The sequence below is a fragment of the Candidatus Pelagibacter sp. PS_28 genome, assembly GCF_059417885.1.
The window spans coordinates 599,093-625,896 of sequence record NZ_CM182070.1 but is presented as its reverse complement, the minus strand read 5'-3'; the positions used below and the strand labels follow the sequence as shown (position 1 = coordinate 625,896).

The window sequence follows — 26,804 nt, the reverse complement described above, 5'->3', positions numbered from 1 at the left end:
AAATAAACACTTATAAAATATTATGGCTGGAAGTTTAAATAAAGTATTATTAATTGGGCGTTTAGGCGCAGACCCTGAAATTAAACAAATGGTAAACGGCAAAAGCGTTGCAAGATTGAGTTTAGCAACAAGTCAATCATGGAAAGACAAGACAACAGGTGAAAAAAAAGAAAAAACGGAGTGGCACCGAATAGTTGTATTCAATGATGGGTTAGTAAATGTTGTGCAGCAATATTTAAAAAAAGGAGCTCAAATTTATGTTGAAGGACAAATAACTACTAGAAAATGGAAAGATGAACAATCTGGACAAGACAAATATTCTACAGAAATTGTAATTCAAGGATATAACTCTTCACTAACAATGTTAGGTGGAGGAAATACAGGTGGTGGAATCCAAAATGATAACTCACAAGCACCTGCTAATAATTTTGAAGATAGTCCACAAACTTCAAATGATATGGATGACGAAATTCCATTTTAGTTTCTATGAAAGACACAGAAATACCTAAAGATAAAAATATTAAACTTATCTCAATGCATGATGAGATGAGTTCATCGTATTTGTCATATGCGATGAGTGTAATTGTGAGTAGAGCTCTTCCTGATGTTAGGGACGGACTTAAACCTGTTCATAGAAGAATATTATTTGCCATGTATAAAGGTGGTTACGATTGGTCAAAACAATTTAGAAAATCTGCAAGAATAGTTGGAGATGTTATTGGTAAATATCACCCACATGGAGATCAGTCTGTTTATGATGCTCTAGTTAGAATGGTTCAGGATTTTTCTATGAGTTTACCTCTTGTTCAGGGCCAAGGTAACTTTGGATCTATTGATGGAGATCCAGCTGCGGCTATGAGGTATACTGAGACTAGATTAGCTAAAGTTTCGCAATACTTAATAGACGATATTGAAAAGGATACCATCGAATACAAGAGTAACTACGATGAAACAGAAAAAGAACCATCAGTTTTACCCGCTCAATATCCCAATTTATTGGTTAATGGAGCTGGTGGTATAGCAGTTGGAATGGCAACAAGCATACCTCCACATAATTTAGGTGAAATCATTGATGGAACATTAGCCTTAATTGAAAATAAAGATATTAAGATTAAAGAATTAATGAAACACATTCCAGGTCCTGATTTTCCTACAGGTGGTGTCATCATTGGGAAAGAAATTATTAAGGCAGGATATAATGTAGGTCGTGGGTCATTTAAAATTAGAGGTGAAATAAGTGTTGAAGCACAAAAAAATGGTAGAGAAAGATTAGTTATTACTTCTGTACCTTATCAAGTAAATAAATCAGTTTTAAATGAAAGAATTGCCCAACTTGTTAGAGAGAAAAAAATTGAAGGAATAAAAGATATTAGGGATGAGTCTAATAGAGAAGGGATTAGAGTAGCAATTGATTTAAGAAATGGTGTTGAGCCAGAAACTATTAAGCGATTACTTTATAAAAATACTTCGATAGAAAGTTCTTTTGGTTTTAATACTTTAGCAATCGTTGATGGCAAACCTAAAATATGTAATTTAAAAGAGTTTTTAACAAATTTTTTAACGTTTCGTGAAGATGTTGTTATTAAGAAAACTAAATTTGACTTAAAAAAAGCAGAGGACAGAGCTCATATTTTGATTGGGTTATCTGTATCTGTTGAGAATTTAGATAAGATTATAAAAATTATACGGTCTTCAAAAACTCCTGATGATGCTAAAAAATCATTATTAAACACTAAGTGGAAAATTAATAAATCTTTAAAGTTAATTTCACTTGTCGAAGATAAGAAGGGGAAAAATTTATACTCATTATCTGACCCTCAAGTAATTGCTATTTTAGAACTTAGACTTCAAAAACTTACAGCTCTTGGTATTAATGAAATAGAAGTCGAAATTAAAAAATTAGCTGATTTAATTAAGGGATATAAGAAAATAATTAATTCCAAAAAAGAACTTTTAAACGTAATAAGTGAAGAGCTTAAAACTATTAAAGAAAAATTTGCTGTACCACGAAGAACTAAAATTATAGATGCTATTTTAAACTATGATATTGAAGAAACTATTCAAAAAGAGTCTGTTATTATTACAGTTACACTTCAGGGATATATTAAAAGAGGAGCATTAAGCAGCGTTAAACAACAAAAAAGAGGTGGCAAGGGTAAATCTGGGATTACAACGAGAGATGAAGATTCTGTAGTACAAACTTTATCAGTTAACACACACACTTCTGTTCTTTTCTTTTCGACAGAAGGACTTGTCTACAAAATTAAAGCTTGGAAGATACCTGAGGGATCAACTACATCAAAAGGTAAATCTCTATTTAATATCTTACCTTTAAAAAATCATCAATCAATCAGTTCAATTATGCCATTCCCTGATGATGAAAGTGATACGAAAAATCTTCAAATTGTTTTTGCAACTGCAAAGGGCAAGGTTAGAAAAAACAGTCTAGAAGACTTTTCTTCCATTAATTCAGCTGGAAAAATTGCAATAAAATTAGATCCCAATGATAAAATCGTAGGAGTTGAAATTTGTAAAGATGATCAAGATGTAATGCTAAGTACAAAAAATGGTAAATGCATTAGATTTGAATCAAAAAAACTAAGAATATTTAAGGGTAGATCCTCAAAAGGTATAAAGGGTATAGAGCTATCTCCTAATGATGAGATTGTTTCTCTTTCAATAACAAATAAAGAAAAAATAAAAAAAGATACTAAATCTGATGGAAGGTTTGTTTTATCAATTACAGAAAATGGATACGGCAAAAAAACTTTAAACAATGAATATAGAGTTACCAATAGAGGTGGTAAAGGCATAATTGGAATTGTTAACTCACCTAGAAATGGCAGTATATGTTCGTCATTTCCTGTTATAGAGGGAGATGATGTGATGATTTCAACAAATAAAGGTAGAGTGATTAGAGTTGCCGTTAAAGAAATCAGAACAGCGGGAAGAAATACTCAAGGTGTAAGAATTATCAAATTATCTGGTGATGAAAAAGTTGTTTCAGCAATAAAAATTGATGATAACTTGGAGTAATGAAAAAAGTTGCCGTATATCCTGGAACATTTGACCCAATTACTTTTGGTCATATTGATGTTATAAATAAAGCTTTAAAATTATTTGATAAAGTTATTATTGCTGCTTCTGATGGCGCTAATAAAAATTATCTTTTCAATTCACTTGAAAGAGTACAATTAATTAAAAAAGCCTTATTTGTTGATTTAAAGTTTGATAAAAAGAAGATTGAAGTTATTTCATTTACATCATTGACAACTGATTTATGCAAAAAATATAAATCTAATATTATTTTAAGAGGTTTAAGAGCAGTATCTGATTTCGAATATGAATTTCAACTAGCTGGAATGAATAGAAAATTGAACAATAATATAGAAACAATTTTTTTAATGTCTGATGTTGAAAATCAAATCATTTCATCAAGATTTGTTAAAGAAATAGTTAGACTAAAAGGTGATATCAAAAAATTTACTACAAAAAGTACAATAAAATCTTTAAAAGAAAAATATGAATAAACTTATAACAAAATTTTTAATTTTATTATTTATACTAACCAACAACACAATCGCAGAGGAGAATATTATGATTTTAAAGCTTAAAGATGGAGACGTTAAAATAGAACTTTTTGAAGATGTGGCACCTAATCATGTCAAAAGAATTAAGCAATTAGCAAAAGATGGTAAATACGATGGTGTTGTATTTCACAGAGTAATTGATGGCTTTATGGCGCAAACTGGTGATGTTCAGTTTGGTAACTCTTCTAATGATCAATTTGATTTAAGAAGAGCTGGAATGGGTGGCTCTGATTTACCTGATCTTAAAGAGGAATTTAGTGATTTACCTCATGAAAGAGGAACGCTATCTATGGCTAGATCACAAGATCCAAATAGTGCAAACAGCCAATTTTTTATATGTTTTAAAGAGGCGTCTTTTTTAGATAGACAATATACGGTATTTGGTAAAGTTATTGAAGGCATGGATCTTGTTGATAAAATCAAAAGAGGAGATCAAAACAATAACGGTTCTGTTTCTAACCCAGATAAGATCATTAGCTTTAAATAATTTTAGTTCACAAATTTCATGGCGTTAAAGAATTTCAAATTTAATGTCTTAGAGAGCGATAAATTTGCTAGAGTTGGAGTAATCGAAACTCATAGAGGCAATATTCAAACACCTGCTTTCATGCCTGTTGGAACACAAGCTACAGTTAAAGCATGTTTAATTGATGATATTGTTAAAACTGGGTCTGAAATAATTTTATCAAATACCTATCATTTAATGATCAGACCAGGTGTTGATAGAATTATTTCTGCTGGTGGTCTACATAAATTTATGAATTGTAAGCTTCCCATACTTACAGATTCTGGCGGGTTTCAAGTTATGTCTCTTTCTAAATTAAACAAAGTAGACAGAGAAAAGGGTGCAATATTTAACTCTCATGTAGATGGTAAAAAATTTATATTAAGTCCAGAAGAAAGCATAAGAGTTCAAAAAGGTTTAGATTCGGATATTGTTATGATTATGGATGAGTGTCCTAAGAAAACTACTGACTTTAAAGTAATTAACAAATCTATGGAACTATCCATTTATTGGGCTGAAAGATCTAAAATAGCTTTTGGATTAAATCCGCATAAAGCTTTATTTGGAATAGTCCAGGGTGGTTTATTCAAAGATCTAAGAACAAAATCTCTTAATGAGTTAATTAAAATTGGCTTTGATGGATATGCGATTGGAGGACTTGCTGTAGGAGAAAGTCAAAATGAAATGTTTAATGTTTTAGATGATTTAAAAAATATTATGCCAGATGACAAACCTAGGTATTTAATGGGGGTTGGAACCCCTGCTGATATTCTTGGAGCCGTTAAGAGAGGTGTTGATATGTTTGATTGTGTAATGCCTACCAGATCTGGAAGAACTGGTTTAGCTTTTACATGGAATGGCCGTATGAATATCAAAAATAATAAATATAAAAATGACAATGAACCACTTGATCCTGATTGTTCAAATTTAAGTCTTAATAAGTATTCAAAAAACTATTTAAATCATCTTTTCAATACAAATGAAATCCTAGGTTCGACACTTTTAACCCTACATAACATCAACTTTTATCAAGAATTAATGTCATCTATTAGAGAAAATATTAAAAAAGGAACATTTGATAAATTTCATGATGAATACATTGATAAGTTGTAATTTAAATATTTGCAATTTCCGATGTTATGGAATAAATAATTGCTTTTTGGTAATAAAAATTATTTAAGTTAGATATTTTTTTATTGTTTAAATTTTTAAGTGTAAAGAAATTTAAAAATTTTAAAGAAGACTTCACCAAAAGTTTTTTTTTAAAATTAAATAAAAAAAACTTTTATCTCAACTTTAATAATTTATATGTGGGCCCTTAGCTCAGTTGGTAGAGCAATTCCCTTTTAAGGAATGGGTCGATGGTTCGAGTCCATCAGGGCTCACCACTAAAAAAATCTTTTAAATATTAGCTAATTATAATCGGTGGATAGTCTAAAATGACACTATTTTCCCATTCTGATAAATCTTTTATTCTTTTTGAGGATGATGGGTGGGTGCTCATAAATTGAGGTGGTTCTTTGCCTTTATTTTCTGCCTTCATCCTTTCCCATAACTTTTTAGTTTCCCTTATATCAAAGCCAGATAAAGATGCAAAAATCATTCCCAGGTAATCAGCTTCACTTTCTTGAGTCCTTGAGAAAGGATTCATTATTCCTATTTGCGATAATAGACCTACGGTGTTCATGCCTGTAGCTTGATTGATTTGCCCTAACTTTCCACCTGAAAAAATATCGATCAAAGAAGTTCCAGTTTGTAAAAGTGCACTTCTACTGGCTCTTTCAACTGAATGTTTAGCAACAGCATGTGCAATCTCATGACCCATAACTGAGGCAAGACCGTTTGTATTTTTTGTAACATCAAGTATTCCTGTGTACACGGCTATTTTACCACCTGGCATGCACCAAGCATTTTTTACTTTTTTGTTATCTATTAAAATATACTCCCAATCAAAATTAACAGTTGGATCATTTTGACCTGCTCTATAAAAATACTCAGATATAGCGTCTTCCATTCTTTTTCCAATATCTTTAATTTCATTGAGTGTTTTAGTGTCATTACTCATTTTTTCTTTTTCTTTAACTTTTTCAAAAATTTGAGCTGCCTGAGCATTTAATTTTGATTCAGGTATAATTTTCAATTGTCTTCTGTCTGTTATTGGAGCCGTAGAACAAGCACCGAGCATTAAGCCCGAACATCCACATCCAATATAATTTAAAAATTTTCTTCTATTCATTTTATTAAAATTTTGATAATCATATAAATATATACTTTTATGAATTTAAACAATAAAATCTTGGTTGTGCTTTTTGTTATAGCTGTATCTTTTGTAATTTATTCTAGCTATCATTAAATTTTTATGTCTATTAAGAAGAAAAAATCATCTGCTTTAAGATTAAGGAACTATTTTTTTACTGGTGTAATTGTTTTAATTCCAATTGGTTTTACTCTTTATTTAAGTAAATTTTTAATTAATTTTTCTACTAAATTAGTACCATCAGGTCTAAATCCTAATACTTATCTTCCTTATGCGATACCAGGTATTGAAATAATTTTAACAATTCTTTTTATTACAGTTGTTGGTGGCCTTTCTTTAACTTTTATAGGTAAAAAATTTTTACAAATAATTGATGATTTGTTTAAAAGAATGCCAATATTAAGAACAATCTACTCTGCCATTGGACAAATGACAGATTCTTTTCGGGAGCAAGAAGGTAATAAAAAAAGTGTTGTACTAGTTGAGTATCCAAGAAAAGGATCTTGGGCCGTAGGTTTTGCTACGAAAGAAAATTCAGGTGAAATTAAAGCCAAAACAAATATTAACTTAGTTAATGTTTTTGTTCCAACAACTCCAAACCCAACAAGTGGGTTTTTATTAATGATACCGAAAGATGATTTGATCTATTTAGATATGACATTTGAAGAAGCATCAAAATTTATAGTCTCAGCTGGAACCTCTAAGCCTAAAAGTTAAACCATATCATTAATTATATCTGCTTGATCATATAACTTGAGTAAAGCTTTATATTTTTTAATATCAGTATTTTCTAATTCTATCTTTTTAATTTGTTTCTCTGCCATTAAAAATAAATCTTCATTTTGAATGGGGTCTGCTAACCTAAAATTTTTAATTCCACTTTGCTTAAAACCAAGTAAATCACCAAAACCTCTTAACTTCATATCTTCTTCTGAAATTTCAAAACCATCATTAGAGTTTTTTAAAATATTAATTCTTTTTTTAGCATTCACGCTTAAATTTGACTTAAACATCAATATACAGCTTGCTTGTTTTGTTCCACGTCCAACTCTTCCTCTTAATTGATGTAACTGAGATAATCCAAATTTGTTGGCATTTTCTATTATGATTACATTAGCATTAGGAAAGTCAATACCAACTTCTATAATTGTCGTTGAAACTAAAATTGAATATTTTTTATTAAGAAATTTATTTAATATTTCCTCCTTCTCTTCATTTTCAATTTTCCCATGTAATAGTGCAACTTTATTTGGGAAAATTTCATTAAGAAATTTATATTTCGTAACTGATGATTGGTGATCTAATTTTTTTGACTCCTCTATCAAAGGACACACCCAGAAGATTTGGTTTCCTTCTTTTATTTCTTTTTTTACAAAGTTGATAACATCATCTATTTTACTTTCTAATTTACTATAAGTTTTAACTTCTTTTCTATTACTTGGTTTTTCTTTAATAATAGAAACATCCATATCACCATAAACTGACATCGTTAGAGTTCTCGGAATTGGTGTCGCTGACATTAAAAGAACATCACAATTATCACCCCCTTTATCTGATAAAAGTTTTCTTTGTCTAACACCGAATTTGTGCTGTTCATCAATTATAATATAACCAAGGTTTGCAAAAATTATTTTTTTTTGAAAAATTGCATGCGTGCCAAATACCATTTGAATTTCATTGTTTTCCAAGTTTTTTATAATTCTCTTTTTTTCACTATTTTCACTCTTACTAGAAAGTAATTCAATTTTTATATCTTCAGGAAATAGTTTTTTTGCTAAAGTATAATGCTGTCTTGCCAATATTTCAGTAGGAGCCATTAATGCAACTTGGAACCCTGAACTAATGACATTCAACGAAGAAATTAATGCGACAATAGTTTTACCACTCCCAACGTCACCTTGTAAAAGTCTAAACATTTTACTTTTAGAATTTAGATCCTTATTAATATCATCCAATGAATTTTTTTGATCATTGGTAAGTGTAAAGTTTAATTTATTAACTATATTCTTATGAGCTTTTTCACTGAAGTTTTTAGAAATTTTTTTAATTTTCTTAATTTTTTTTCGAATTTCTGAATTAACTAAAAAAGATGCTAATATTTCATCATAAGCAAGTCTTTTATAAAAGTCGGATTTATAATTTTCAATATTTTTTGGATCATGTAACTTTATTATAGATTCATTCCAACTTTCATTATTAAAAATTTTTAGAATATCTTTATCGTGCCACTCTTGTAAAATAGGTATGTTTTTTAAAATTTGATTTATAATTTTATTATAGGTTTTTTCAGTAATACCTTCTGTTAATGAGTATTTATTATCAATATTTTCAATTAATGAACTGTCTTGTGAAATATATGTGGGATTTGTTATTTGATATCGTCCTTTATAATTGCCTATCTTCCCACTAATTGTCACTTCTTCATTTAGTGGTAAAATTTTTCTTACATATCCTTCATGACTATTAAAAAATATACAATCAATCTTTCCAGTTTCATCAATACAATTAACTCTATTAGGTAAGTTTCTAACTCTTGGAAATTGATATTTTAATGGAACAATCCTGATAGTTTGGATTACACCTATTTGAAGATCGCAAACTTTACTAACGAGCGTTCTGTCTGTATATGATTTAGGCAGTCTCCAGAGCAAGTCAAAAATATTATTTATTTTTTTTTTCTTCAAAATTTCCATGGTTTTTTTACCCACACCATTTAATTTTGTTAGATCAGCTAATAAATAATCATAATTATTCTTATTTTTCATATTAGTTGTAATATATTAAATATTATGACCATTAATATAAAGGATTTAAAAAATAAAATAACTTATAGAGCTAACTATAGAGGCACTAAAGAAATGGATAAATTGTTAGGTTCATTTACTAAAAAATATATTGATCAGTTTAATGAACAAGAGCTAACCCTTTTGTGTGATTTGTTAGACTTTGATGATGAGAATCTTTATAAATTTAATCAAGGTCAAAATCCAACAATTCAAATTGAATTAAACAAGGTTTCAGAGATGTTTAAAAATTATAATTATGCAAGTGAATAGTGGCGGAGAGACTGAGATTCGAACTCAGGAAAGAGTTGCCCCTTTGCCGGTTTTCAAGACCGGTGCATTCAACCACTCTGCCATCTCTCCGTTAGCAACGTTTTATTATTATAAATTTTTAATTCAACAATAAAATTGATAAATTAAACAGATAATCGTTTAATAGGTATAAATTTATTACTGTGGAAAAGCAAAAATTCAATACAGGTATAGGATTAACTGCACTAGGTTCTTTTTGGTGGGGTGTTATTGGTGTTATTTACTTCAAATATATTTCATTTGCAGGATCTATAGAGGTAGTGATCCATCGTTGTGTGTGGACATCTGTAGCTTTAATAATAACTACTTTTTATTTTTCTAAATGGGATATTTTTTTTGAAATTATAAAAAATAAAAGAAATATAATTTATTTATTTTTTTCAAGCTTACTAATTTTTATAAATTGGGCAACCTGGATTTATGCAGTGGGCACAGAAAAAATTATCGATGCAAGCTTTGGTTATTTTATTATGCCAATCTTAAGCGTATTTCTAGGATATATCTTTTATGGTGAAAAAATTAATAAAAGAAGAGGTCTTTCCATACTTCTTGTTTTGCTGTCTATATCATTTCTTTTGTTTAAAAGTTTTCATTCAATACCATGGGTTGGAATAATTGTAGCTCTAAGTTGGGGTTTTTACAATCTTCTTAGAAAAAAAGTAAATGTCGATACCGATGTTGGACTTTTAATAGAAAGTCTTTTTATATTACCATTTGCGTTATTTGCTTTTTTTTTACTTTTTAAAAATAATTTAAATATTTTTAGTATTAATGAGCCTTCATTAATGTTTATACTAATGTTAGCTGGACCAATGACTGTTATACCTCTATTTCTATATGTAAGAGGTGTTGAGTTGTGTGGCCTTGGACCCACTGGAATGATTTTCTACATAACCCCAACATTTCAATTTTTATTGGGCTTTTTTTATTATGATGAGGCTTTTTCTTTCGATAAATCATTAAGTTTCATTTTAATATGGATTGCTGTAATTATTTATTTAAAAGATTTATATGAACATAATTAAATATCTTATAGTTATATTTTTCACATTTATTCACGGAACACTAAATGCCAATGAAAAAGAATTTAAGGAGTGGTTGGTTAATTTCAAAGCCTATGCTTTAGAAAAAAAAATTTCAGAAAAGACATTCAATTTAGCAATGTCTGATGTTGTATTTTTACCTGATGTAATAAAATATGACCGTTTTCAACCTGAGTTTTATGAAGATACTAAAACTTACATATCCAAAAGAACTTCTAAACAAAAAGTAAGTGCGGGCATTAAACTTTATGAATTAAATAAAGATTTCATAAATTCGGTAGATAATAAATTTTCTGTTGAGAAAGAGTTACTTTTAGCATTAATGGGAATAGAGACTAATTTTGGAACTTATGTTGGAAAAATGGATATATTATCATCACTTGCAACTTTAAGTTATGATCAACGTAGATCTGATTTCTTTACCAAAGAATTAATTACTATTCTTCAATTAATAGATGAGGGGAAAATAGACCATAACATTTTATATGGATCATGGGCAGGTGCCTTTGGTTTTTTTCAATTTATGCCATCAACAATAGACAACTATGCAATAGACTATGATAAAAATAATATTATTGAGCTTAAATCAACTAAAGATTCATTTGCATCTGCAGCAAACTACATAAATAAAATAGGATGGAAAAAAAACCAACCTTGTTTCATTAAAGTAAAATTAAAAGAAAATATACCTAACAATATATTAAATATATCTGCAAAAAAACTTCACAATAAAATTAAATTTAAGCTTTTAAAGAAATATATAATTAATCAAGATAGTTTTAATTCTATTAATGAAAATTTGATTGCATCAATAATAACGCCAGACAAAGATATAATACCAGATGCACAAAACTTAGATCCGGCCTACATTGTTTTTGATAATTATGAAAAAATACTACAATGGAATAGATCTTTAAGATTCAGTCTCGCAGTATGCACATTAAAAGAAAAGTTTGAAAATGCTTTATAAAAAACTATTAACTCTATGCTGTTTAATTTTATTAAATAACTGTACAGCAACTACCTCAACCAAAAATAAAAATCTTAATTCATTGGAAAATCCATTTATAAATAAAGGATTTAGCCTTATTTATAATGATAAGTTTTATTATGATAAGGTTATTTCCAAAAAAATTGATGAACGAAGCTTAGTTATTTTTCAAAAAAATTTAAAAAAAAATACAATTGTTAAAATTACTAATATTTTAAATAACAAATCAATTATAGGCACTGTTGGTAGTAATGCTGATTATCCTTTATTTAATAATGCAGTATTATCATTGAGAATAGCAGATGAAATTGGTTTGAATGAAAATGAACCTTATGTAGAGATTTTAGAAGTTCTAGAAGATGCAATATTTGTTGCAAAAAGAGCAAAAACATTTGAAGAAGAAAAAAAAGTTGCTAACAAAGCACCAGTTAACAATATTAATATTAGTGATCTTAACACTAAACAAACAAATACTAAAAATGAATTAAGTAAAAAGTTTTCTTATGAAATAAAAATAGCCGATTTTTATTTTAATAATACAGCATCTTTGCTAGTCGATAGAATCGTAAAAGAAACCATGATTAAAAATGTCAAAATCAAAAAAATTAATGAAAAAAAATATAGAGTATATGTAGGTCCTTTTAATAACATTAACTCTCTACAAAAATCATTTAATGATATAAGCATACTTGAATTTGAAAATATTGAGATTATAAAAAATGATTAAATTAAGACTTATAACAATTATATTGACGCTATTACTAACAGCTAATGCTAATGCTGCATTTGATGTAAAGGCGAGAACAGCAATATTACAAGATTATCTTTCTGGTGAAATATTATTTGAAAAAGATGCCGATAAATCAATTTACCCTGCATCAATGACAAAAATTATGACAGCCATTATTGCGTTTGATTTAATTAGAAGTGGTGATCTAAGTTTAGATGAAAAATTTTTAGTATCAGAGAATGCCTGGAGACTTTCATCAGCTGGCTATTCATCTATGTTTATAATGGTTGGTGATGAAGTTAGTGTGGAAAATTTACTTAGGGGAATAATTGTTGCATCTGGTAATGACGCATGTGTTGCGTTAGCAGAAGGTATAGCTGGAACAGAGGATGAATTTGCAGTGATGATGACAGCTAAAGCTAAAGAAATAGGAATGAATAATACTAATTTTGCTAACTCATCAGGAATTAATGATACTGAAAACCTATCAACTGTAAGAGATATTATGCTTATGTCTAATTATCTTATTAAAGAGTTTCCTGAAGAATATAAGTATTTTGCAGAAAAAGAATTTACTTGGGATAGAACAGGGGGTGATCCCATTACTCAAGGTAATAGAAATCCGTTATTATATAAAAGCCTTGAGGCAGATGGAATTAAAACTGGTTATTTAGCTGTTGAAAAATATTCACTGGCATCATCTGTTGAAAGAAATGGTAGACGACTAATAGCTGTAGGTAGTGGCTTCAATACTAAAAATGATAGATCTCGCGAAAGTGCCAAACTTTTAACATGGGGTTTAACTAATTTTGACCTGGTTGAAATTACAAAAGCAAACACACCAATAGAAGACATTGATGTTTGGTTGGGTAAAAAGGATACTGTTAAAACCTATATAAAAAATGATATCTACAAAACTATTCCTAAAGCAAAAAAAAGACTATTGAAGGTATCATTGAATTATAATGGTCCAATTCAAGCACCAATTAAAAAAGATGATATCTTAGGAAAATTAAAGCTAATCTTTGATGGTGAACTTATCGAGGAATATGATCTACTTGCTTATGAAGATGTTAAGAAATTAAATGTTTTTTCACGGTTAATGAAATCAATTAATTTTTTAATTTGGGGCGATGTCTAAAAAACCAATAATTGTTTTTGAAGGTATAGAGGGGACAGGTAAATCTCATCATATTAAAAATGTTGCTAAATACTTAGCACGTAAAAAAATTAAATTTATTCAAATTAGAGAACCTGGTGGCAGTGCAAATTCAGAAAAAATAAGAAATCTTATTCTTAATAACAAATCTACATTTAATAAAGAAACTGATTTACTACTTTATCTTTCGGCAAGAAGTGAAAATATAGAAATTATAAGAAAAAACGTTGGTAAAAAAATAATATTGATAGATAGGTTTTCAGATTCAACTATTGCCTACCAACATTATGGTATGGGTGTAAACCTTAAGTTTATACAAAATATTAACAATCACCTTTTAAAAAATATTAAAATTGATTTTACTTTTTTAAATACAGTAAATTTATCAAATATGAAAAAAAGGCTTAAACTAAGAAAAAAGCTTAACAGATATGATAAATTTAACAGTAAATTTTATGAAAAAGTACAAAATGGTTTTATAAAGATATTAAAAAAAAATCCTAAAAAATATATTAGAATAAATTCAAATCTAGATATAGATCTTAATGAAAATATAATATTAAATAAAATTAACGACTTAATTTAGATTTATGAATTTAAAACCATCTGAAAACACTAAAATTTATGGTATGGAAAATTTTTTTCATGAATTAAGTGGACTATATAAGCTCAAAAAATTGCCTAATAAAATTTTACTGTCTGGAAAAAAAGGTTCAGGAAAATCAACATTAGCCTATCATTTAATCAACTATATTTTATCCGAAAATGAGGATTATAAATATAATTTAGAAAATTTTTGCATCAATAAGGACAATAAATCCTATAAACTTTTGCAAAATAACTCCCATCCAAATTTCTATTTAATAGATTTATTAACAGAAAAAAAAAGCATTGATGTAGGTCAAATACGTGAAATGATTAGTTACACAAATAAATCAACATTTAATAATATGGCAAGATTTATTTTAATAGATAACGTTGAAAATCTAAATAAGAATTCTGTCAACGCATTACTTAAAATTATTGAAGAACCAAATGAAAATGTTTTTTTTATCTTAATAAATAATAGTGAAAAAAATATACTACCCACACTAAAATCAAGATGTTTAACATTCAAGATTAATTTTACATTTAATGAGTCCTTAAGTATTTCAAATTTAATACTGGATAAAAATGTACTTGATTTTATTAATTATGACTTACTAAGTTTTTATAATTCACCTGGTGAAATCATTAGTTTGTTTAATTTTGCTGAAGAAAAATCAATTAATTTAAAAAGTCACTCTATTTCAAGCTTTATAAGATCGATAATAGAAAATAATCATTATAAGAAAAATAAACCTGTCAAAATTTTATTAATAAATCTAATCGAGTTATTCTTTTTGAAAAAATATCTGATAACAAATTCGAAGGTTACATTAATTAATTTTTATCAAAAATTTATAAAAAAAATTTATGATACGGAAAAATTTAATCTAGATGAAGAAAGTTTATTTTTAGAATTTAAATCAAAATTGTTATAAATGGATAAAAATTACTATATCACTACACCAATCTATTACCCTTCTGCAAGACCTCACATGGGTCATGCATACTCAAGTATTGTTGCTGATTTTTTTGCAAGATTTAAACGTATAGACGGGTTCAATGTTCATTTTTTAACAGGTACTGATGAGCATGGTTTAAAAATACAACGAGCAGCAGAGAGAAAAAAAATTGATCCCCAAACTTTTTGTGATGAAATTAGTCAAACGTTTAGAGATCTTTCAAAAACATTAAATTTATCTAATACTGATTTCATTAGAACTACCGAAGAAAGACACAAAAAAACAGTTCAACATCTATGGAATGAACTTGAAAAAAATGACGATATTTATTTATCAAAATACTCTGGTTGGTATTCTGTTTCTGATGAAGCTTATTACAGTAATGAAGAAATTATTGAAAAAGAAAATGTTAAAATCGCCATTTCATCTGGTTCTCTGGTCGAATGGATAGAAGAAGAGTCTTATTTTTTTAGATTATCTAAGTGGCAAGATAAACTACTAAATTATTATGAAAAAAACCCAGACTTTATTTCACCAAAATCCAGAAAAAATGAAGTAATTAGTTTTGTAAAAGGTGGGTTAAAAGACTTATCCATAAGCCGTAAAGCATTCTCTTGGGGCATCAAGGTTCCTAATAGTCAAGATCATGTAATTTATGTTTGGCTTGATGCACTAACCAATTATATAAGTGCTTTAAACTACCCAGACACAAATGATGAGCTGTTTAAAAAATTTTGGCCTGCATCTGTTCATTTAATAGGTAAGGATATATTAAGATTTCACTCTGTGTATTGGCCAGCATTTTTAATGGCTGCAAAAATACCTTTACCTAAAAAAGTATATGGTCATGGCTGGATTTTATCTGGTGATGAAAAAATGTCAAAATCAAAAGGAAATATTCTTGATCCCTTAGATATTATCGAAATTTATGGACTTGACCCATTAAGATATTATTTGATTAAAGAAGTTTCATTTGGAAATGATGGTAATATTTCACAAGATAGATTAGAGGATTGCATCAATAGTGATTTGGCTAATAATTATGGCAATCTATGTCAAAGAGTGACTGCATTTGCTGAGAAGAATTGCTCTTCATTAGTACCAGATAATACAAAATTTAATGATGAAGATTTAGTGATGCTAAATAAATTTACTGATAATTTAGATCTAATAAGAACTGAAATTGATAATCAAAATATTAATTATTATATTAATTTCATTGTTAGCGCTTTATTTGAAGCAAATAAGTATTTTAACGATCAAGAGCCTTGGAAAAAAAAAGATGATAAAGATAGATTAAATACCATTGTCTATACATCTTTAGAAATGATTAGAAAAATTTCATTTATGCTTTATCCAATAATTCCAAGCTCAATAGAAAAAGCCTTAAAGATTTTTGATTTAAATATTGATGCAATTAATTTAGAATCTATCGCAAAACATGACTATCTAATATCTGGAAAACCAATCAACAAAATAGATATTTTGTTTAAAAAAATTGAAAAGAAAAATGATTGATTCTCATTGTCATTTAGATCATGAACCTTTACTTGAAAATTTAAATGAAGTTGTAAAAAGATCTAAAGAAGTCGGAATCTCAAAATTATTAACCATATGCACTACACCTGAAAGTTTTGATAGGATAAAAAAAATTATTAAAACCGACCCAATGATTTATGGAACTTTTGGTATTCACCCTCATGAAACTGAGAAAAGTCATTTAATTGATAAAAATTATATAACAAGTCAAGTAAATCAAAATGAACGAATTATTGGTATTGGTGAAACAGGCTTAGATTTTTTTTATAATCATAGTAATAAAGAAAGGCAAATTGATAGTTTTAAAGCTCATATAGAGGCTTCTATAGAGCTTAATATGCCTATTATCATACATTCTAGAAATGCAGAGAATGAAACATATGAAATTTTAAAATCATATAAATCAGAAAAACTTAAAATTTTAATGCACTGTTTTACTGGTTCGTTAAATTTTGCAAATAAATTAATAGAATTAAATGCCTTTTTTTCAGCAAGCGGAATAATTACTTTTAAAAATAGTTTAGAACTTCAGGAAACTTTTAAAAACATTCCCTTAGATAAACTGCTTGTTGAAACAGATAGTCCATTTTTAGCGCCCATACCAATGAGAGGGAAAAAAAATGAACCAAGTTTTATTAAATATACTTTAGAAAAATTATCTATTTTAAAAGAAAAAACTGATCAAGAAATGTCCGATTTAACTACTCAAAATTTTAATAAACTTTTTAATCTATAATGTCTCTTAAATTTATTATTTTGGGTAGTGGTAGCTCAATGGGTGTACCTAGAGCAGATGGATATTCTGGAGATTGTGATTTAAGAAATAAAAAGAATTTTAGAACAAGGTGTTCTGCTCTAATTAAATTTAACGATCAAAATATTTTAATAGATACATCGCCAGATTTGAGGTCACAACTTCTAAAAAATAAGATTAAATCTATTAATAAAGTTTTTTATACCCATCTTCATGCTGACCAGACACATGGTATTAATGACCTTCGACCATTTTTTTTGATAAACAAGAAACAAATTCCAGTCTATGCAGATCCCAATACTAAGAAATATTTGTTTTCAACTTTTAAATATTGTTTTAAATCATCCTATGGTTATCCATCAACTTTGAATATTAATAGCCTTAAAAAAAAACATGAATTTATAAATAAAGATAAAAAAATTAAAATTGAATCAATAACCGTTCAACACGGTAAGATTAAAAGTATTTGCTATCTAATTAATAATAAATTAGCCTATGCAAGTGATATTAGCCTATTCTTTAAAAAAGATTACAAAAAATTAAAAAATTTAGAATATTTGATTATTGATTGTCTGTGGTACCGTAATCATTCAGCCCATTTCAATTTAGATCAAGTTTTAGAAATAGTTAAAATCCTTACTCCTAAAAAAACTATATTAACAAATATGCATAGCGATTTAGATTATGTAAAACTTAAGAAAAAATTACCCAAAAATATTATTCCTGGTTTTGATGGTTTGACCGTTAGTTTAAAGAATTAAATCTATTTGTTTTGTTATCTTGTCTGACATTGGTGTAATAAAAGAATTGAACGTGTCCTGTATTTTTCCTTCTTTATTAATTAAAATCTTATGAAAGTTCCACTTAGGAACTGTAGAATTACCATAATTTTTTTTTGCCCATTTATATAAGTCATGTGCATTATTACCTTTAACATCAGTCTTGTCTGTTATTGGAAAAGTAATATTAAAATTAGTTTCACAAAAATCTTTAATTTCTGAATTAGTACCTGGTTCTTGACCACCAAATTGATTTGACGGAACGCCAATTACATAGAAGCCTCTGTCTTTATACTTTTCATAAAGTTCTTGCAGACCTGTATATTGCTTGGTAAATCCACACTTACTAGCAACATTTACCAAAAGTATAGTTTTTCCTTTGTATTGATTTAAATCAATAGTTTCATTATTTATATCTTTTATCGAATGATCAAAAAATAGCTTTTCGTATTTAGCATCAACTTTTTCAAAAAATGTAAACATAGATAGAATTAATAAAATTAATAAATTATTTTTATAAACCATGGTTTACTTTTTAGATGCATACAACAATATAAAATATCCGAATACAGTAGACAATAAAGATCCAGCAAGAACACCAATTTTTACTCCATCAATATATTGAATATTTTCGGCAAAGGCTAAGTTTCCAACAAACAAGCTCATAGTAAAACCAACTCCTGTTAATATTGAAACTCCGTATAAGCTTAACCAGCTAGACTTATCTGGCATTTGTGCCACACCAAATTTAACAGCAATGAAAGAAACAAGCATAACCCCAACTTGTTTACCCACGAATAACCCCAAAAGAATACCTAATGGAACAGGTTCTAATAATGAAGTTAATGATAGCCCCTCCAAAGACACGCCTGCATTAGCAAATGCAAATATAGGCATTATCATAAAAGCAACATAAGGACTGATTGCATGTTCTAATTTAATTAATAAAGAGAAATCTTTTTCTTTAATTCTGTGAGGTATGGTTGAAGCTAATAGAACACCTGCTATTGTTGCGTGAATTCCAGACTTATATGTGAAGAACCACATAAAGGCACCAATTATTAAATAGGGAATAAACTTTTTAACACCAAATTTATTTAAAGTAAGTAGTAAAATATATGAAATTAAGATTAAACTTAAATAGCTTATGCTTAAGTCACCTGAGTAGAAAAAAGCTATAATTAATATTGCACCAAGATCATCGATTATAGCAAGAGCCGTTAAAAAAACTTTTAAAGAAATTGGAACTCTTGAACCAAGTAAGGATAAAATTCCCAATGAAAATGCTATGTCTGTAGCAGATGGAATTGCCCAACCATTTAATGTTTCAGAATTACCAAGGTTTATAAAAACATAGACTAGAGCAGGGACCACCATTCCTCCAACAGCTCCTATAATTGGCAGCAATGCTTTTTTTAAATTAGAAAGCTCACCTTGAATGAACTCTCGTTTTATTTCTAGTGTTACAAAGAAAAAGAAAATTGCCATTAACAAGTCATTAATCCAGTGATGTACGGAAAGTTTTAAACCGAAATCATTAATACCTATAAATAGATATTGATTTAATGTATCAAAATATAAATTACTTAAACTAGAATTGCTTATTACCAGAGCAATAATTGCTGCAATTAACAATACAAGACCACTTGCCGCTTCTAATTGAAAAAACCATTTAAAAGGTTTTGAAAGATTTTTAATCATAATTTTATATTAAATCTCTAATAAATAATGAGATATCTTTAATACTTTCATACAAATTATAAAGTATAAATTCGACATTTGGGACAATTTTCCCAATAGGATATTTAAACGTGTCCACAATAATTATAAAAGCTACGAATGAAATAATTGATACAACAAAAATATTTAATATTTTAAAATTTTTTTGTTTTTTTGGCTGTGTATTTACTTGTTTGCTTTCACCTTTATTTATCTCAATTTTTTCTTTATTTTTTTCTTCTAAGTTAACTTCTACTTCGTCATTAGACGCATCTGATACACTTTCTACATCAATGATCGGTGAATTATTTTGTTCAAAAATATTAGCATTATCATTAGCAATATCTTCATCAATTGAACTTACTGGGTTTTCAGGAACTGCTTTTTTAAAAAACCATTTATGATCACAGCTAGCACACTGCAATAAACGACCCATGTCGGGAATTAAACTCGAGTCTACATCGAATTTTTTATTACAATTATTGCAAGTGATGATCATAAATGATGTATATCTGATTCTTGTAAAAAAGCCTTATTTTTGATGTTCTTTATTCTTTGAAATTATCAATATCTAATGTATTAGTACCTCAATCGGGGCGTAGCGCAGCCTGGTAGCGCATCTGGTTTGGGACCAGAGGGTCGCAGGTTCAAATCCTGCCGCCCCGACCATTTTATGAAAAAAGCAAAGATTTATATACCCACTAAAAATTCAATGCAGTCTGGCTTAGGTAAATCAGACAAATGGTTAATTGAATTTGAAACTGAAGATACAGGAATTAATCCCTTAATGGGTTGGGAAACTAACTCTAATACTCTTTCAGAATTAAATTTAGAATTTTCTTCTAAAGAATTAGCAATAGAATATGCAAAAAAAAATAAAATTGACTTTGAAATCATTGAACCTCAAAAAAGAAAAACTGTTAAAAAATCTTACGCAGATAATTTTTTAAAATAATAATGTTTAAATTTTTCACTCAAAAAGAATGGCGATTATGGTCATGGGTTGGTTCATTTATTATTCTTTCATCGCTTTGGGTTCAGGTACAAATTGATGTTAAAATAAATGAATGGTTTGGTCAGTTCTATGACATGATACAAAAAGCCTTAGCAGCCCCGAACTCAATCACAATTGGAGAGTACTGGGCAAGCTTGTTATCATTTATTACATTGGCTGGTATTTATGTGGCTTTAGCTACAGTTGTTGCTTTCTTTACCTCACATTATTTATTCAGATGGAGAACTGCAATGATTGATTGGTATCACAGTGTCTATGATAAGGCCCGAACTATTGAAGGGGCTTCACAAAGGGTTCAGGAAGACACAATAAAGTTTTCAAGAATTATGGAAGGACTTGGTACAAGTTTTATAGAAGCGATAATGATGCTTGTTGAGTTCACCCCTATATTATTTGGTTTAAGTGTTGGAATACCTATTTTATTTTTTGGGGATTGGAATTATGGTTTGGTTACAGGTGCATTTATATGGACTGTAGGTGGAACTCTTTTTTTAATAATATTAGGTTCAATTTTAAGATTAGTTGGTGTTGAGTATGACCTCCAAAAGAATGAGGCTTCTTATAGAAAATTACTTGTTATAGCTGAAGATGATATAACAGTAAGACCAAAGAACTTAGATGAATTATTTAATGATGTAAGAAAAATTCATTTTAAGTCTTACTTAAGATATTTTTATTTTAATCTAGGTCGTATAACTTATCTTCAAGCTAATGTTCTTTCAGCTTATGTTTTTTTGGCTCCAGCAATAGTTGCTGGTGTTGTGACATTAGGTGTAATGCAGCAAATTATAAGAGCTTTTGGAAGAGTAGAGGGGTCCATGCAATATATTTTTAGATCATGGCCTACAATCATAGAGTTAGCCAGTGTTTATAAAAGATTAAAAGAATTTGAATCCAAAATCAATGCTACTGAATCGATTACTCAAAAAGATTAATGGCTATTGATAAAAAATATGTTGATCAAATTTTAAAAGTTTCTGAAAAAGCAGCACTAGCCTCTTCTTATTTGGTTGGAAAAAAAGATAAGATTGCAGCAGATCAAGCGGCTGTTGATACAATGCGATCAGAATTAAATAAAATTGATATGAATGGTCAAGTTGTTATTGGTGAAGGTTCACTTGATGAGGCACCAATGCTTTATACAGGTGAAAAACTTGGAAATAAAAATGGACCCTATTTTGATATTGCAGTTGATCCTTTAGAAGGAACAAATTTTGCAGCAAATAATTTACCTGGAGCAACATCTGTTATTGCAATTGCAGAAAAAGGAAATCTTTTTAATGCACCAGAAACTTATATGGATAAAATTGCAACTGGACCAATTGAAAAAGGATTGGTTGATCTAGATTTTCCATTAAAGAAAAATGTAACAAATCTTGCGGACTTTCTAAAAAAAGATATTTCATCACTGACAGCATGTGTAATGGACAGACCAAGACACAGAAAAATAATTGATGAATTACAGCAACTAAGTATTAATATTAAATTAATTACAGATGGTGATGTACTTGGTGCATTGTATGTGACAAATCCAAAATATAATGTTGATATATTTTTGGGTATTGGTGGTGGTCCAGAGGGAGTGTTAGCAGCATCAGCCCTTGATGCTTTTGACTGTTACTTTCAAGGGAGATTTATATTTGATAATGACAAAGATATTAAAGATGCAAACAATATGGGAATAACTGATTTGAATAAAAAATACGAATTAAATGAAATTATAAAAGGAGACTCTATATTTTGTTGTACAGGAATTACTACAAGTGAGATGTTAGTAGGTGTAAAAATTGATAATAACAAATATACAACCGAAACATTGGTTACACATAAAAGTTTAAAATTTAAAGAAACGATAAAAAGAACAAATCTTATTGAAGAATGATTTCTGTTTCAGGTAAGGAGTGGAAACAAAAAAAAATTAATCAAAACTTAGTTGATAAAATAAAACAAGATTTTAATTTTAGTGATATTTTATCTAGGCTAATTATTTCAAGAAAATTTGAAGATAATGAAATTGCAACAATCACTTCAGATTTAGATTTAAACAACGTTTTTTTAAAAAATAAAGATTTCAGTCAATCTATTCATCTTGTTGTAAATTCTATCAATAATAATGACAAAATTTGCATTTTAGGGGATTATGATGTGGATGGGTCTGCTGCTACATCATTATTTGTTAAGTTTTTAGAAGATATAAATCATCCTTTTTTTTACTATATACCTGACAGGGAAAAAGATGGTTATGGTGCTACCAAAAAATTATTCCAAAAACTGATCTTGGAAAAGCCGAAATTAATTATAATGGTGGATTGTGGTTCTACTTCTAACGAAGCGATAGATTTTTTGAACGAAAATGAAATAAAGTCTTTAATTATTGATCATCACGAAATTAATAAACCCTTTCCTAATGCAAACTCAATTATAAATCCTAAAAAAGATAATGGCTATAGAGAGTACGACTATTTGTGTGCAACAACACTTACATATTTTTTTTTAGATTTACTGATTAAGGAAATCAAAAGTAAAATAAATATTTCTGATTATTTGATATATGTTTTATTAGCGACTGTCTGTGATGTTATGCCTTTAAGAAAACTTAATAGATTAATTGCTTTAAATGTGATCAAAAATTTTGATATTACAAAAAATTTACCTCTTAATACTTTATTTGAATTAAATAATAAAAAAAATAAAATTAATATTATTGATCTAGGCTATTTAATTGGTCCCATATTGAATGCTGGTGGCAGATTAGGTAAGTCTAAATATGCTACAGAATTATTATCTTCTAATAATGATAAAGTTGTCAAAGACCGGTGTAATCACTTAATTAAATTGAATAATAAAAGAAAAGAAATTGAAACTTTAATATTAAATGAAATTGATTTTCAAAAAATTGAAAAAGAAAATAAAGGAGTAGTTATTTATTATAATCCAAATATTAACGAAGGTCTAATTGGAATTATTTCAGCAAGATTAAAAGATTATTTCAATAAGCCAGCTATTGTTATAACCACGTCTAATGAATTATTAAAGGGATCTGCAAGATCAGTTTATAATTATAATATTGGTTGTGTAATTAAAAATTCACTAGATCAAGGTATAATTTTAAAAGGTGGTGGCCATAATATGGCTGCAGGATTTACACTAAATAAATCTAACTTAAAAGATTTTAAAAACTACATCTTAAAAGATTTTTTAAGATCTAATACAGTAAATTTTAATAATTTCTCATACGAATCAGAAATTTCATCACTCGCATTTAACAAAGATTTTTATGAACATATAAGGAAATTAGAACCTTTTGGGACAGGAAACCCAGTGCCAACATTTCTTATAAAAGACTTAAAAATAATTAAACCTACTTTATTAAATAACAAGCACATATCTACAATACTAAAATCAAAAACAGGATATTCGATTAAATCAATAGCATTTAATTCTATTAACACTAAGATTGGTAATTACTTAATGGGTTATAAAAATAGTATTAATGTAATAGCTCAAATCAATGAAAATATCTGGAATAATAAAAAAACTCTTCAATTAACTATCAGAGACCTTATCTTATAGCTTAATTGCGCTTGATAAATAATAACTTTTAAAATAAAAGATCACAACGTGGTCCCTTCGTCTATCGGTTAGGACAGCTGGTTTTCATCCTGCAAAGGGGGGTTCGATTCCCCCAGGGACCGCCATAATCCTTATGTATTATTTTACATATATGCTTAAATCTATCACTCCAGGGACTAAAAAGAGTTATGTTGGATATACTATAGATATTGATAAAAGGTTAGATAAACACAATTCTAATAAAGGCGCAAAATCTACTAAAGGTTACAAGTGGAAATTAATTTATAAAAAAAAATTTAAAAGTAAAAATGAAGCGATGTCATTTGAATATAAATTAAAACACAATAAAGTATTAAGAAAAGAGATTTTAGAAAAATATAATAAATGAAAATTTCTATATTATTGCCTTATAAAGAAAATTATTCACCTCAATATGCAGGTGCGGTATCACTATTTGTAAACGATATTACAAATATAAGTTTTTTTAACAAAGATATTCTTATTTTTGGTAACACTCAATCAAAAAAAAGATTATCGAAAAATTATATTAACTTAGAATTAAATAAAAAAATATTTCAAAGTACTAGTAAAATTTATGTTGAAACTTTTCTTAAAGCTCAAGGGAAATTAAATACTGAACTTATAGAAGTTCACAATAGGCCAAATTATATAAAAATAATTAAAAAAAAATATATGAATAAATTGTTTTTATATTTTCATAATGATCCTCTATCAATGAATGGTTCAAAATCAATTAAGGAGCGTATTTATTTATTAAATAATTTAGATCAGATTATATTTAATAGTATATGGTCACAAAAACGTTTTTTTATTGGTTTATCAAACCACAAAAATTTACTAAATAAAACATCTGTTTGTTTTCAGTCATCATCAAAAACAAAGATTAATTTTAAAAATAAAAAAAAAATTATATCTTTTGTTGGAAAATTAAATAAAGCTAAGGGATATGATATATTTGGTCAGGCTATAATTAGAATATTAGATAAATATCCTAATTGGTCTGCTAAAGTTTTTGGAGATGAACCAAGAGAGAGATTATCATTTAAACACAAAAATTTAAAAATATTAGGTTTTAAAAACAATGAATATATATTAGATAATCTAAAAGAAATTAGTATTTCTGTGGTATGTTCTAGATGGGAGGAACCTTTTGGTAGAACAAGCTTAGAAGCTGCTAGCAGAGGTTCGGCTGTTATAATCAGTGACAAAGGTGGTTTACCTGAAACTAGTAATTCAGCAATAATACTAAAAAAATTAAATCACATTAGTTTATTTAATATTATTAATAATCTTATAAAAAATGAAAAAAAATTGTTAAAAATTCAAAAAGAAAATTACAATAATTTTATTTATACTCACAAATATATTTCTAATATTATTGATAATTTAAGAAAAAGATTCATATCTAAAGAAATAAAAAATTTTTATATCAAAAAAGAATATCCACTAAAAATTATTCATATAACAAATTTCAACCAACGTTTTGATGGTCGTTTACATTACAATACAGGAAAAAGATTACAAAATGGATTTATCAGATTGGGTCATAATGTTTTGGCTATAAGTGATAGAGATATCATTAATAAGAATAAATCTTTTAAAGATATTAGTGGAAAAAAAAGTTTACAAAATTCAATTATTAAAACATATAAAAATTTTAAAGCTGATTGTATTATTTTAGGTCATGCAGACTCTGTTGAAAATAATACTTTACAAGAATTAAAAAATTCAAATAAAAACTTAAAAATATGTCAATGGTTTTTAGACCCCGTCGTAAAAAATGGACCAGATTACAATAAAAATAATGAAAGAATTAATAATAAAGTAAAATATTTAGATGCAACATTTTTGACAAGTGACCCAAATACATTAAAATATAAAATTAACAATTCTTTTTTTATTCCAAATCCTTCAGATCATTCTTTTGAAACATTAAAAAATTATGAAAAGAATTGTAATAATGATATTTTTTTTGCAATGAGTCATGGAGTACATCGAGGTTCGTTAAAAATAGGTAAGAATGATGATAGGGAAATTTTTATAAATAAACTTGTTAGTAAAAACAAAGATATCAAATTTGATTTATATGGTATGAACAATGTGCAGCCAATCTGGGGAGACGATTTTTTATCAAAAATATCTAATTCTTCAATGGGGCTTAATTTAAGCAGAGGTCCGGCTTCGAAATATTATAGTAGTGATCGTGTGGCTCAACTATTTGGAAATGGACTACTTACATTTATTAATAAAAAAACTCAATTTAATAATTTTTTATCTAAAAATACCTTTGTAAGTTATCAAGACATTGATGACCTTAGTTTTAAAATTAATAAATATAAGAAAGACGACAAAGAAAGAAAAAAAATAGCAAAAAATGGTAGGGATTTTTATTTAAGATATATAAATTCAACTTTAGTTGCTGATTTTATTTTATCTAAAACATTAGATATTAAAAGTAAAAATAGTTTTGTGTGGGATATATAATAG

Annotated in this window: 27 protein-coding genes and 4 tRNA genes; 25 read left to right on the top strand and 6 right to left on the bottom strand. The window is 27.7% G+C overall.

Annotated features, from left to right (window positions below):
* The first annotated feature begins 22 nt into the window (after nt 1–22).
* The 6 genes from ssb (at nt 23) to AC5SMR_RS03405 (ending at nt 5,483) form a co-directional block, all read left to right on the top strand.
* Complete coding sequence (ssb, locus tag AC5SMR_RS03430; protein ID WP_494577373.1) at nt 23–481, top strand: single-stranded DNA-binding protein; 459 nt, start codon at nt 23–25, stop codon at nt 479–481.
* 5 nt (nt 482–486) lie between these two features.
* On the top strand, nt 487–3,036 hold the full coding sequence (gyrA, locus tag AC5SMR_RS03425) for a DNA gyrase subunit A (RefSeq protein ID WP_271486805.1): 2,550 nt from the start codon (nt 487–489) through the stop codon (nt 3,034–3,036).
* On the top strand, nt 3,036–3,530 hold the full coding sequence (gene coaD, locus AC5SMR_RS03420) for a pantetheine-phosphate adenylyltransferase (RefSeq protein ID WP_011282085.1): 495 nt from the start codon (nt 3,036–3,038) through the stop codon (nt 3,528–3,530). The genes gyrA and coaD overlap by 1 nt, the downstream gene beginning before the upstream one ends.
* Nucleotides 3,523–4,077 (top strand): peptidylprolyl isomerase, encoded by a 555-nt coding sequence (locus tag AC5SMR_RS03415; protein ID WP_494577372.1) that lies wholly within the window; start codon nt 3,523–3,525, stop codon nt 4,075–4,077. The genes coaD and AC5SMR_RS03415 overlap by 8 nt, the downstream gene beginning before the upstream one ends.
* Before the next feature lie 18 nt (nt 4,078–4,095).
* Entirely contained in the window at nt 4,096–5,208 is a 1,113-nt protein-coding gene (gene tgt, locus AC5SMR_RS03410; RefSeq protein WP_494577371.1) for a tRNA guanosine(34) transglycosylase Tgt, read from the top strand.
* 199 nt (nt 5,209–5,407) lie between these two features.
* A tRNA-Lys gene (locus tag AC5SMR_RS03405) sits at nt 5,408–5,483 on the top strand.
* Nucleotides 5,484–5,503: 20 nt separating this feature from the next.
* On the opposite strand, the gene AC5SMR_RS03400 is transcribed toward AC5SMR_RS03405, so the two are convergent.
* Nucleotides 5,504–6,331 carry a M48 family metallopeptidase gene (locus AC5SMR_RS03400; RefSeq protein ID WP_494577370.1) on the bottom strand — a complete coding sequence of 276 codons (828 nt, stop codon included), beginning with the start codon at nt 6,329–6,331 and terminating at the stop codon, nt 5,504–5,506.
* A gap of 123 nt (nt 6,332–6,454) precedes the next feature.
* Here AC5SMR_RS03400 and AC5SMR_RS03395 point away from each other — a divergent pair, with 123 nt between their 5' ends.
* Nucleotides 6,455–7,069 carry a DUF502 domain-containing protein gene (locus AC5SMR_RS03395; RefSeq protein WP_494577369.1) on the top strand — a complete coding sequence of 205 codons (615 nt, stop codon included), beginning with the start codon at nt 6,455–6,457 and terminating at the stop codon, nt 7,067–7,069.
* Here the strand turns inward: AC5SMR_RS03395 and AC5SMR_RS03390 are convergent.
* On the bottom strand, nt 7,066–9,117 hold the full coding sequence (locus tag AC5SMR_RS03390; RefSeq protein WP_494577368.1) for an ATP-dependent DNA helicase RecG: 2,052 nt from the start codon (nt 9,115–9,117) through the stop codon (nt 7,066–7,068). The two genes, AC5SMR_RS03395 and AC5SMR_RS03390, sit on opposite strands and share 4 nt — an antisense overlap.
* A gap of 24 nt (nt 9,118–9,141) precedes the next feature.
* Here AC5SMR_RS03390 and AC5SMR_RS03385 point away from each other — a divergent pair, with 24 nt between their 5' ends.
* Nucleotides 9,142–9,408, top strand: a complete 267-nt coding sequence (locus AC5SMR_RS03385) for a succinate dehydrogenase assembly factor 2 (RefSeq protein WP_018414115.1) — start codon at nt 9,142–9,144, stop codon at nt 9,406–9,408.
* Here AC5SMR_RS03385 and AC5SMR_RS03380 read toward each other — a convergent pair.
* Nucleotides 9,409–9,498, bottom strand: a tRNA-Ser gene (locus AC5SMR_RS03380).
* 92 nt (nt 9,499–9,590) lie between these two features.
* Between AC5SMR_RS03380 and rarD the strand changes: the two genes are divergently transcribed.
* The 9 genes from rarD to AC5SMR_RS03335 are packed head-to-tail and all read left to right on the top strand — an operon-like array spanning nt 9,591 to nt 17,971.
* Nucleotides 9,591–10,472 (top strand): EamA family transporter RarD, encoded by an 882-nt coding sequence (gene rarD, locus AC5SMR_RS03375; RefSeq protein ID WP_494577367.1) that lies wholly within the window; start codon nt 9,591–9,593, stop codon nt 10,470–10,472.
* Nucleotides 10,459–11,460: a lytic murein transglycosylase gene (locus tag AC5SMR_RS03370; RefSeq protein ID WP_494577366.1), complete on the top strand. Its 1,002-nt coding sequence runs from the start codon at nt 10,459–10,461 to the stop codon at nt 11,458–11,460. Before rarD ends, AC5SMR_RS03370 begins: the two co-directional genes overlap by 14 nt.
* Nucleotides 11,450–12,208 carry a hypothetical protein gene (locus AC5SMR_RS03365; RefSeq protein ID WP_494577365.1) on the top strand — a complete coding sequence of 253 codons (759 nt, stop codon included), beginning with the start codon at nt 11,450–11,452 and terminating at the stop codon, nt 12,206–12,208. Before AC5SMR_RS03370 ends, AC5SMR_RS03365 begins: the two co-directional genes overlap by 11 nt.
* Entirely contained in the window at nt 12,201–13,352 is a 1,152-nt protein-coding gene (locus AC5SMR_RS03360) for a D-alanyl-D-alanine carboxypeptidase family protein (protein ID WP_494577364.1), read from the top strand. Before AC5SMR_RS03365 ends, AC5SMR_RS03360 begins: the two co-directional genes overlap by 8 nt.
* The gene (gene tmk, locus AC5SMR_RS03355) at nt 13,345–13,956 is read left to right on the top strand and encodes a dTMP kinase (protein ID WP_494577363.1); all 612 of its coding nucleotides are present in this window, start codon (nt 13,345–13,347) and stop codon (nt 13,954–13,956) included. Before AC5SMR_RS03360 ends, tmk begins: the two co-directional genes overlap by 8 nt.
* Before the next feature lie 4 nt (nt 13,957–13,960).
* Entirely contained in the window at nt 13,961–14,893 is a 933-nt protein-coding gene (locus AC5SMR_RS03350; RefSeq protein WP_494577362.1) for a DNA polymerase III delta subunit-related protein, read from the top strand.
* Nucleotides 14,894–16,435, top strand: a complete 1,542-nt coding sequence (gene metG / locus AC5SMR_RS03345; protein WP_494577361.1) for a methionine--tRNA ligase — start codon at nt 14,894–14,896, stop codon at nt 16,433–16,435.
* The gene (locus tag AC5SMR_RS03340) at nt 16,428–17,192 is read left to right on the top strand and encodes a TatD family hydrolase (RefSeq protein ID WP_494577360.1); all 765 of its coding nucleotides are present in this window, start codon (nt 16,428–16,430) and stop codon (nt 17,190–17,192) included. The genes metG and AC5SMR_RS03340 overlap by 8 nt, the downstream gene beginning before the upstream one ends.
* Nucleotides 17,192–17,971: an MBL fold metallo-hydrolase gene (locus AC5SMR_RS03335; RefSeq protein WP_494577359.1), complete on the top strand. Its 780-nt coding sequence runs from the start codon at nt 17,192–17,194 to the stop codon at nt 17,969–17,971. The genes AC5SMR_RS03340 and AC5SMR_RS03335 overlap by 1 nt, the downstream gene beginning before the upstream one ends.
* Here the strand turns inward: AC5SMR_RS03335 and AC5SMR_RS03330 are convergent.
* Genes AC5SMR_RS03330 through AC5SMR_RS03320 form a run of 3 tightly spaced genes read right to left on the bottom strand, consistent with a single transcriptional unit; the run spans nt 17,960 to nt 20,207 of the window.
* The gene (locus AC5SMR_RS03330; RefSeq protein ID WP_494577358.1) at nt 17,960–18,514 is read right to left on the bottom strand and encodes a glutathione peroxidase; all 555 of its coding nucleotides are present in this window, start codon (nt 18,512–18,514) and stop codon (nt 17,960–17,962) included. The genes AC5SMR_RS03335 and AC5SMR_RS03330 overlap by 12 nt on opposite strands.
* A 3-nt stretch (nt 18,515–18,517) precedes the next feature.
* On the bottom strand, nt 18,518–19,690 hold the full coding sequence (gene nhaA, locus AC5SMR_RS03325) for a Na+/H+ antiporter NhaA (protein ID WP_494577357.1): 1,173 nt from the start codon (nt 19,688–19,690) through the stop codon (nt 18,518–18,520).
* A gap of 4 nt (nt 19,691–19,694) precedes the next feature.
* Nucleotides 19,695–20,207, bottom strand: coding sequence for a zinc-ribbon domain-containing protein (locus AC5SMR_RS03320; RefSeq protein WP_494577356.1), 513 nt, complete (start codon nt 20,205–20,207; stop codon nt 19,695–19,697).
* A 93-nt stretch (nt 20,208–20,300) separates the two neighbouring features.
* On the opposite strand from AC5SMR_RS03320, the gene AC5SMR_RS03315 reads away from it, so the two are divergent.
* The 8 genes from AC5SMR_RS03315 to AC5SMR_RS03280 all read left to right on the top strand — a co-directional run bounded on the left by AC5SMR_RS03315 (nt 20,301) and on the right by AC5SMR_RS03280 (nt 26,801).
* Nucleotides 20,301–20,377, top strand: a tRNA-Pro gene (locus AC5SMR_RS03315).
* Between the two features lie 4 nt (nt 20,378–20,381).
* Nucleotides 20,382–20,663 (top strand): ETC complex I subunit, encoded by a 282-nt coding sequence (locus AC5SMR_RS03310; protein WP_006996913.1) that lies wholly within the window; start codon nt 20,382–20,384, stop codon nt 20,661–20,663.
* A gap of 2 nt (nt 20,664–20,665) precedes the next feature.
* On the top strand, nt 20,666–21,658 hold the full coding sequence (locus tag AC5SMR_RS03305) for a putative transporter (protein ID WP_494577355.1): 993 nt from the start codon (nt 20,666–20,668) through the stop codon (nt 21,656–21,658).
* A complete protein-coding gene (gene glpX / locus AC5SMR_RS03300) occupies nt 21,658–22,605 on the top strand; it encodes a class II fructose-bisphosphatase (protein ID WP_494577354.1) in 948 nt (315 codons plus the stop codon). The genes AC5SMR_RS03305 and glpX overlap by 1 nt, the downstream gene beginning before the upstream one ends.
* Nucleotides 22,602–24,296 carry a single-stranded-DNA-specific exonuclease RecJ gene (gene recJ, locus AC5SMR_RS03295; RefSeq protein ID WP_494577353.1) on the top strand — a complete coding sequence of 565 codons (1,695 nt, stop codon included), beginning with the start codon at nt 22,602–22,604 and terminating at the stop codon, nt 24,294–24,296. Before glpX ends, recJ begins: the two co-directional genes overlap by 4 nt.
* 50 nt (nt 24,297–24,346) lie before the next feature.
* Nucleotides 24,347–24,421: transfer RNA gene (locus AC5SMR_RS03290), tRNA-Glu, on the top strand.
* Nucleotides 24,422–24,447: 26 nt separating this feature from the next.
* Nucleotides 24,448–24,684 carry a GIY-YIG nuclease family protein gene (locus tag AC5SMR_RS03285; protein ID WP_494577352.1) on the top strand — a complete coding sequence of 79 codons (237 nt, stop codon included), beginning with the start codon at nt 24,448–24,450 and terminating at the stop codon, nt 24,682–24,684.
* Entirely contained in the window at nt 24,681–26,801 is a 2,121-nt protein-coding gene (locus AC5SMR_RS03280; protein ID WP_494577351.1) for a glycosyltransferase, read from the top strand. Before AC5SMR_RS03285 ends, AC5SMR_RS03280 begins: the two co-directional genes overlap by 4 nt.
* The last annotated feature ends 3 nt before the right edge of the window (nt 26,802–26,804 follow it).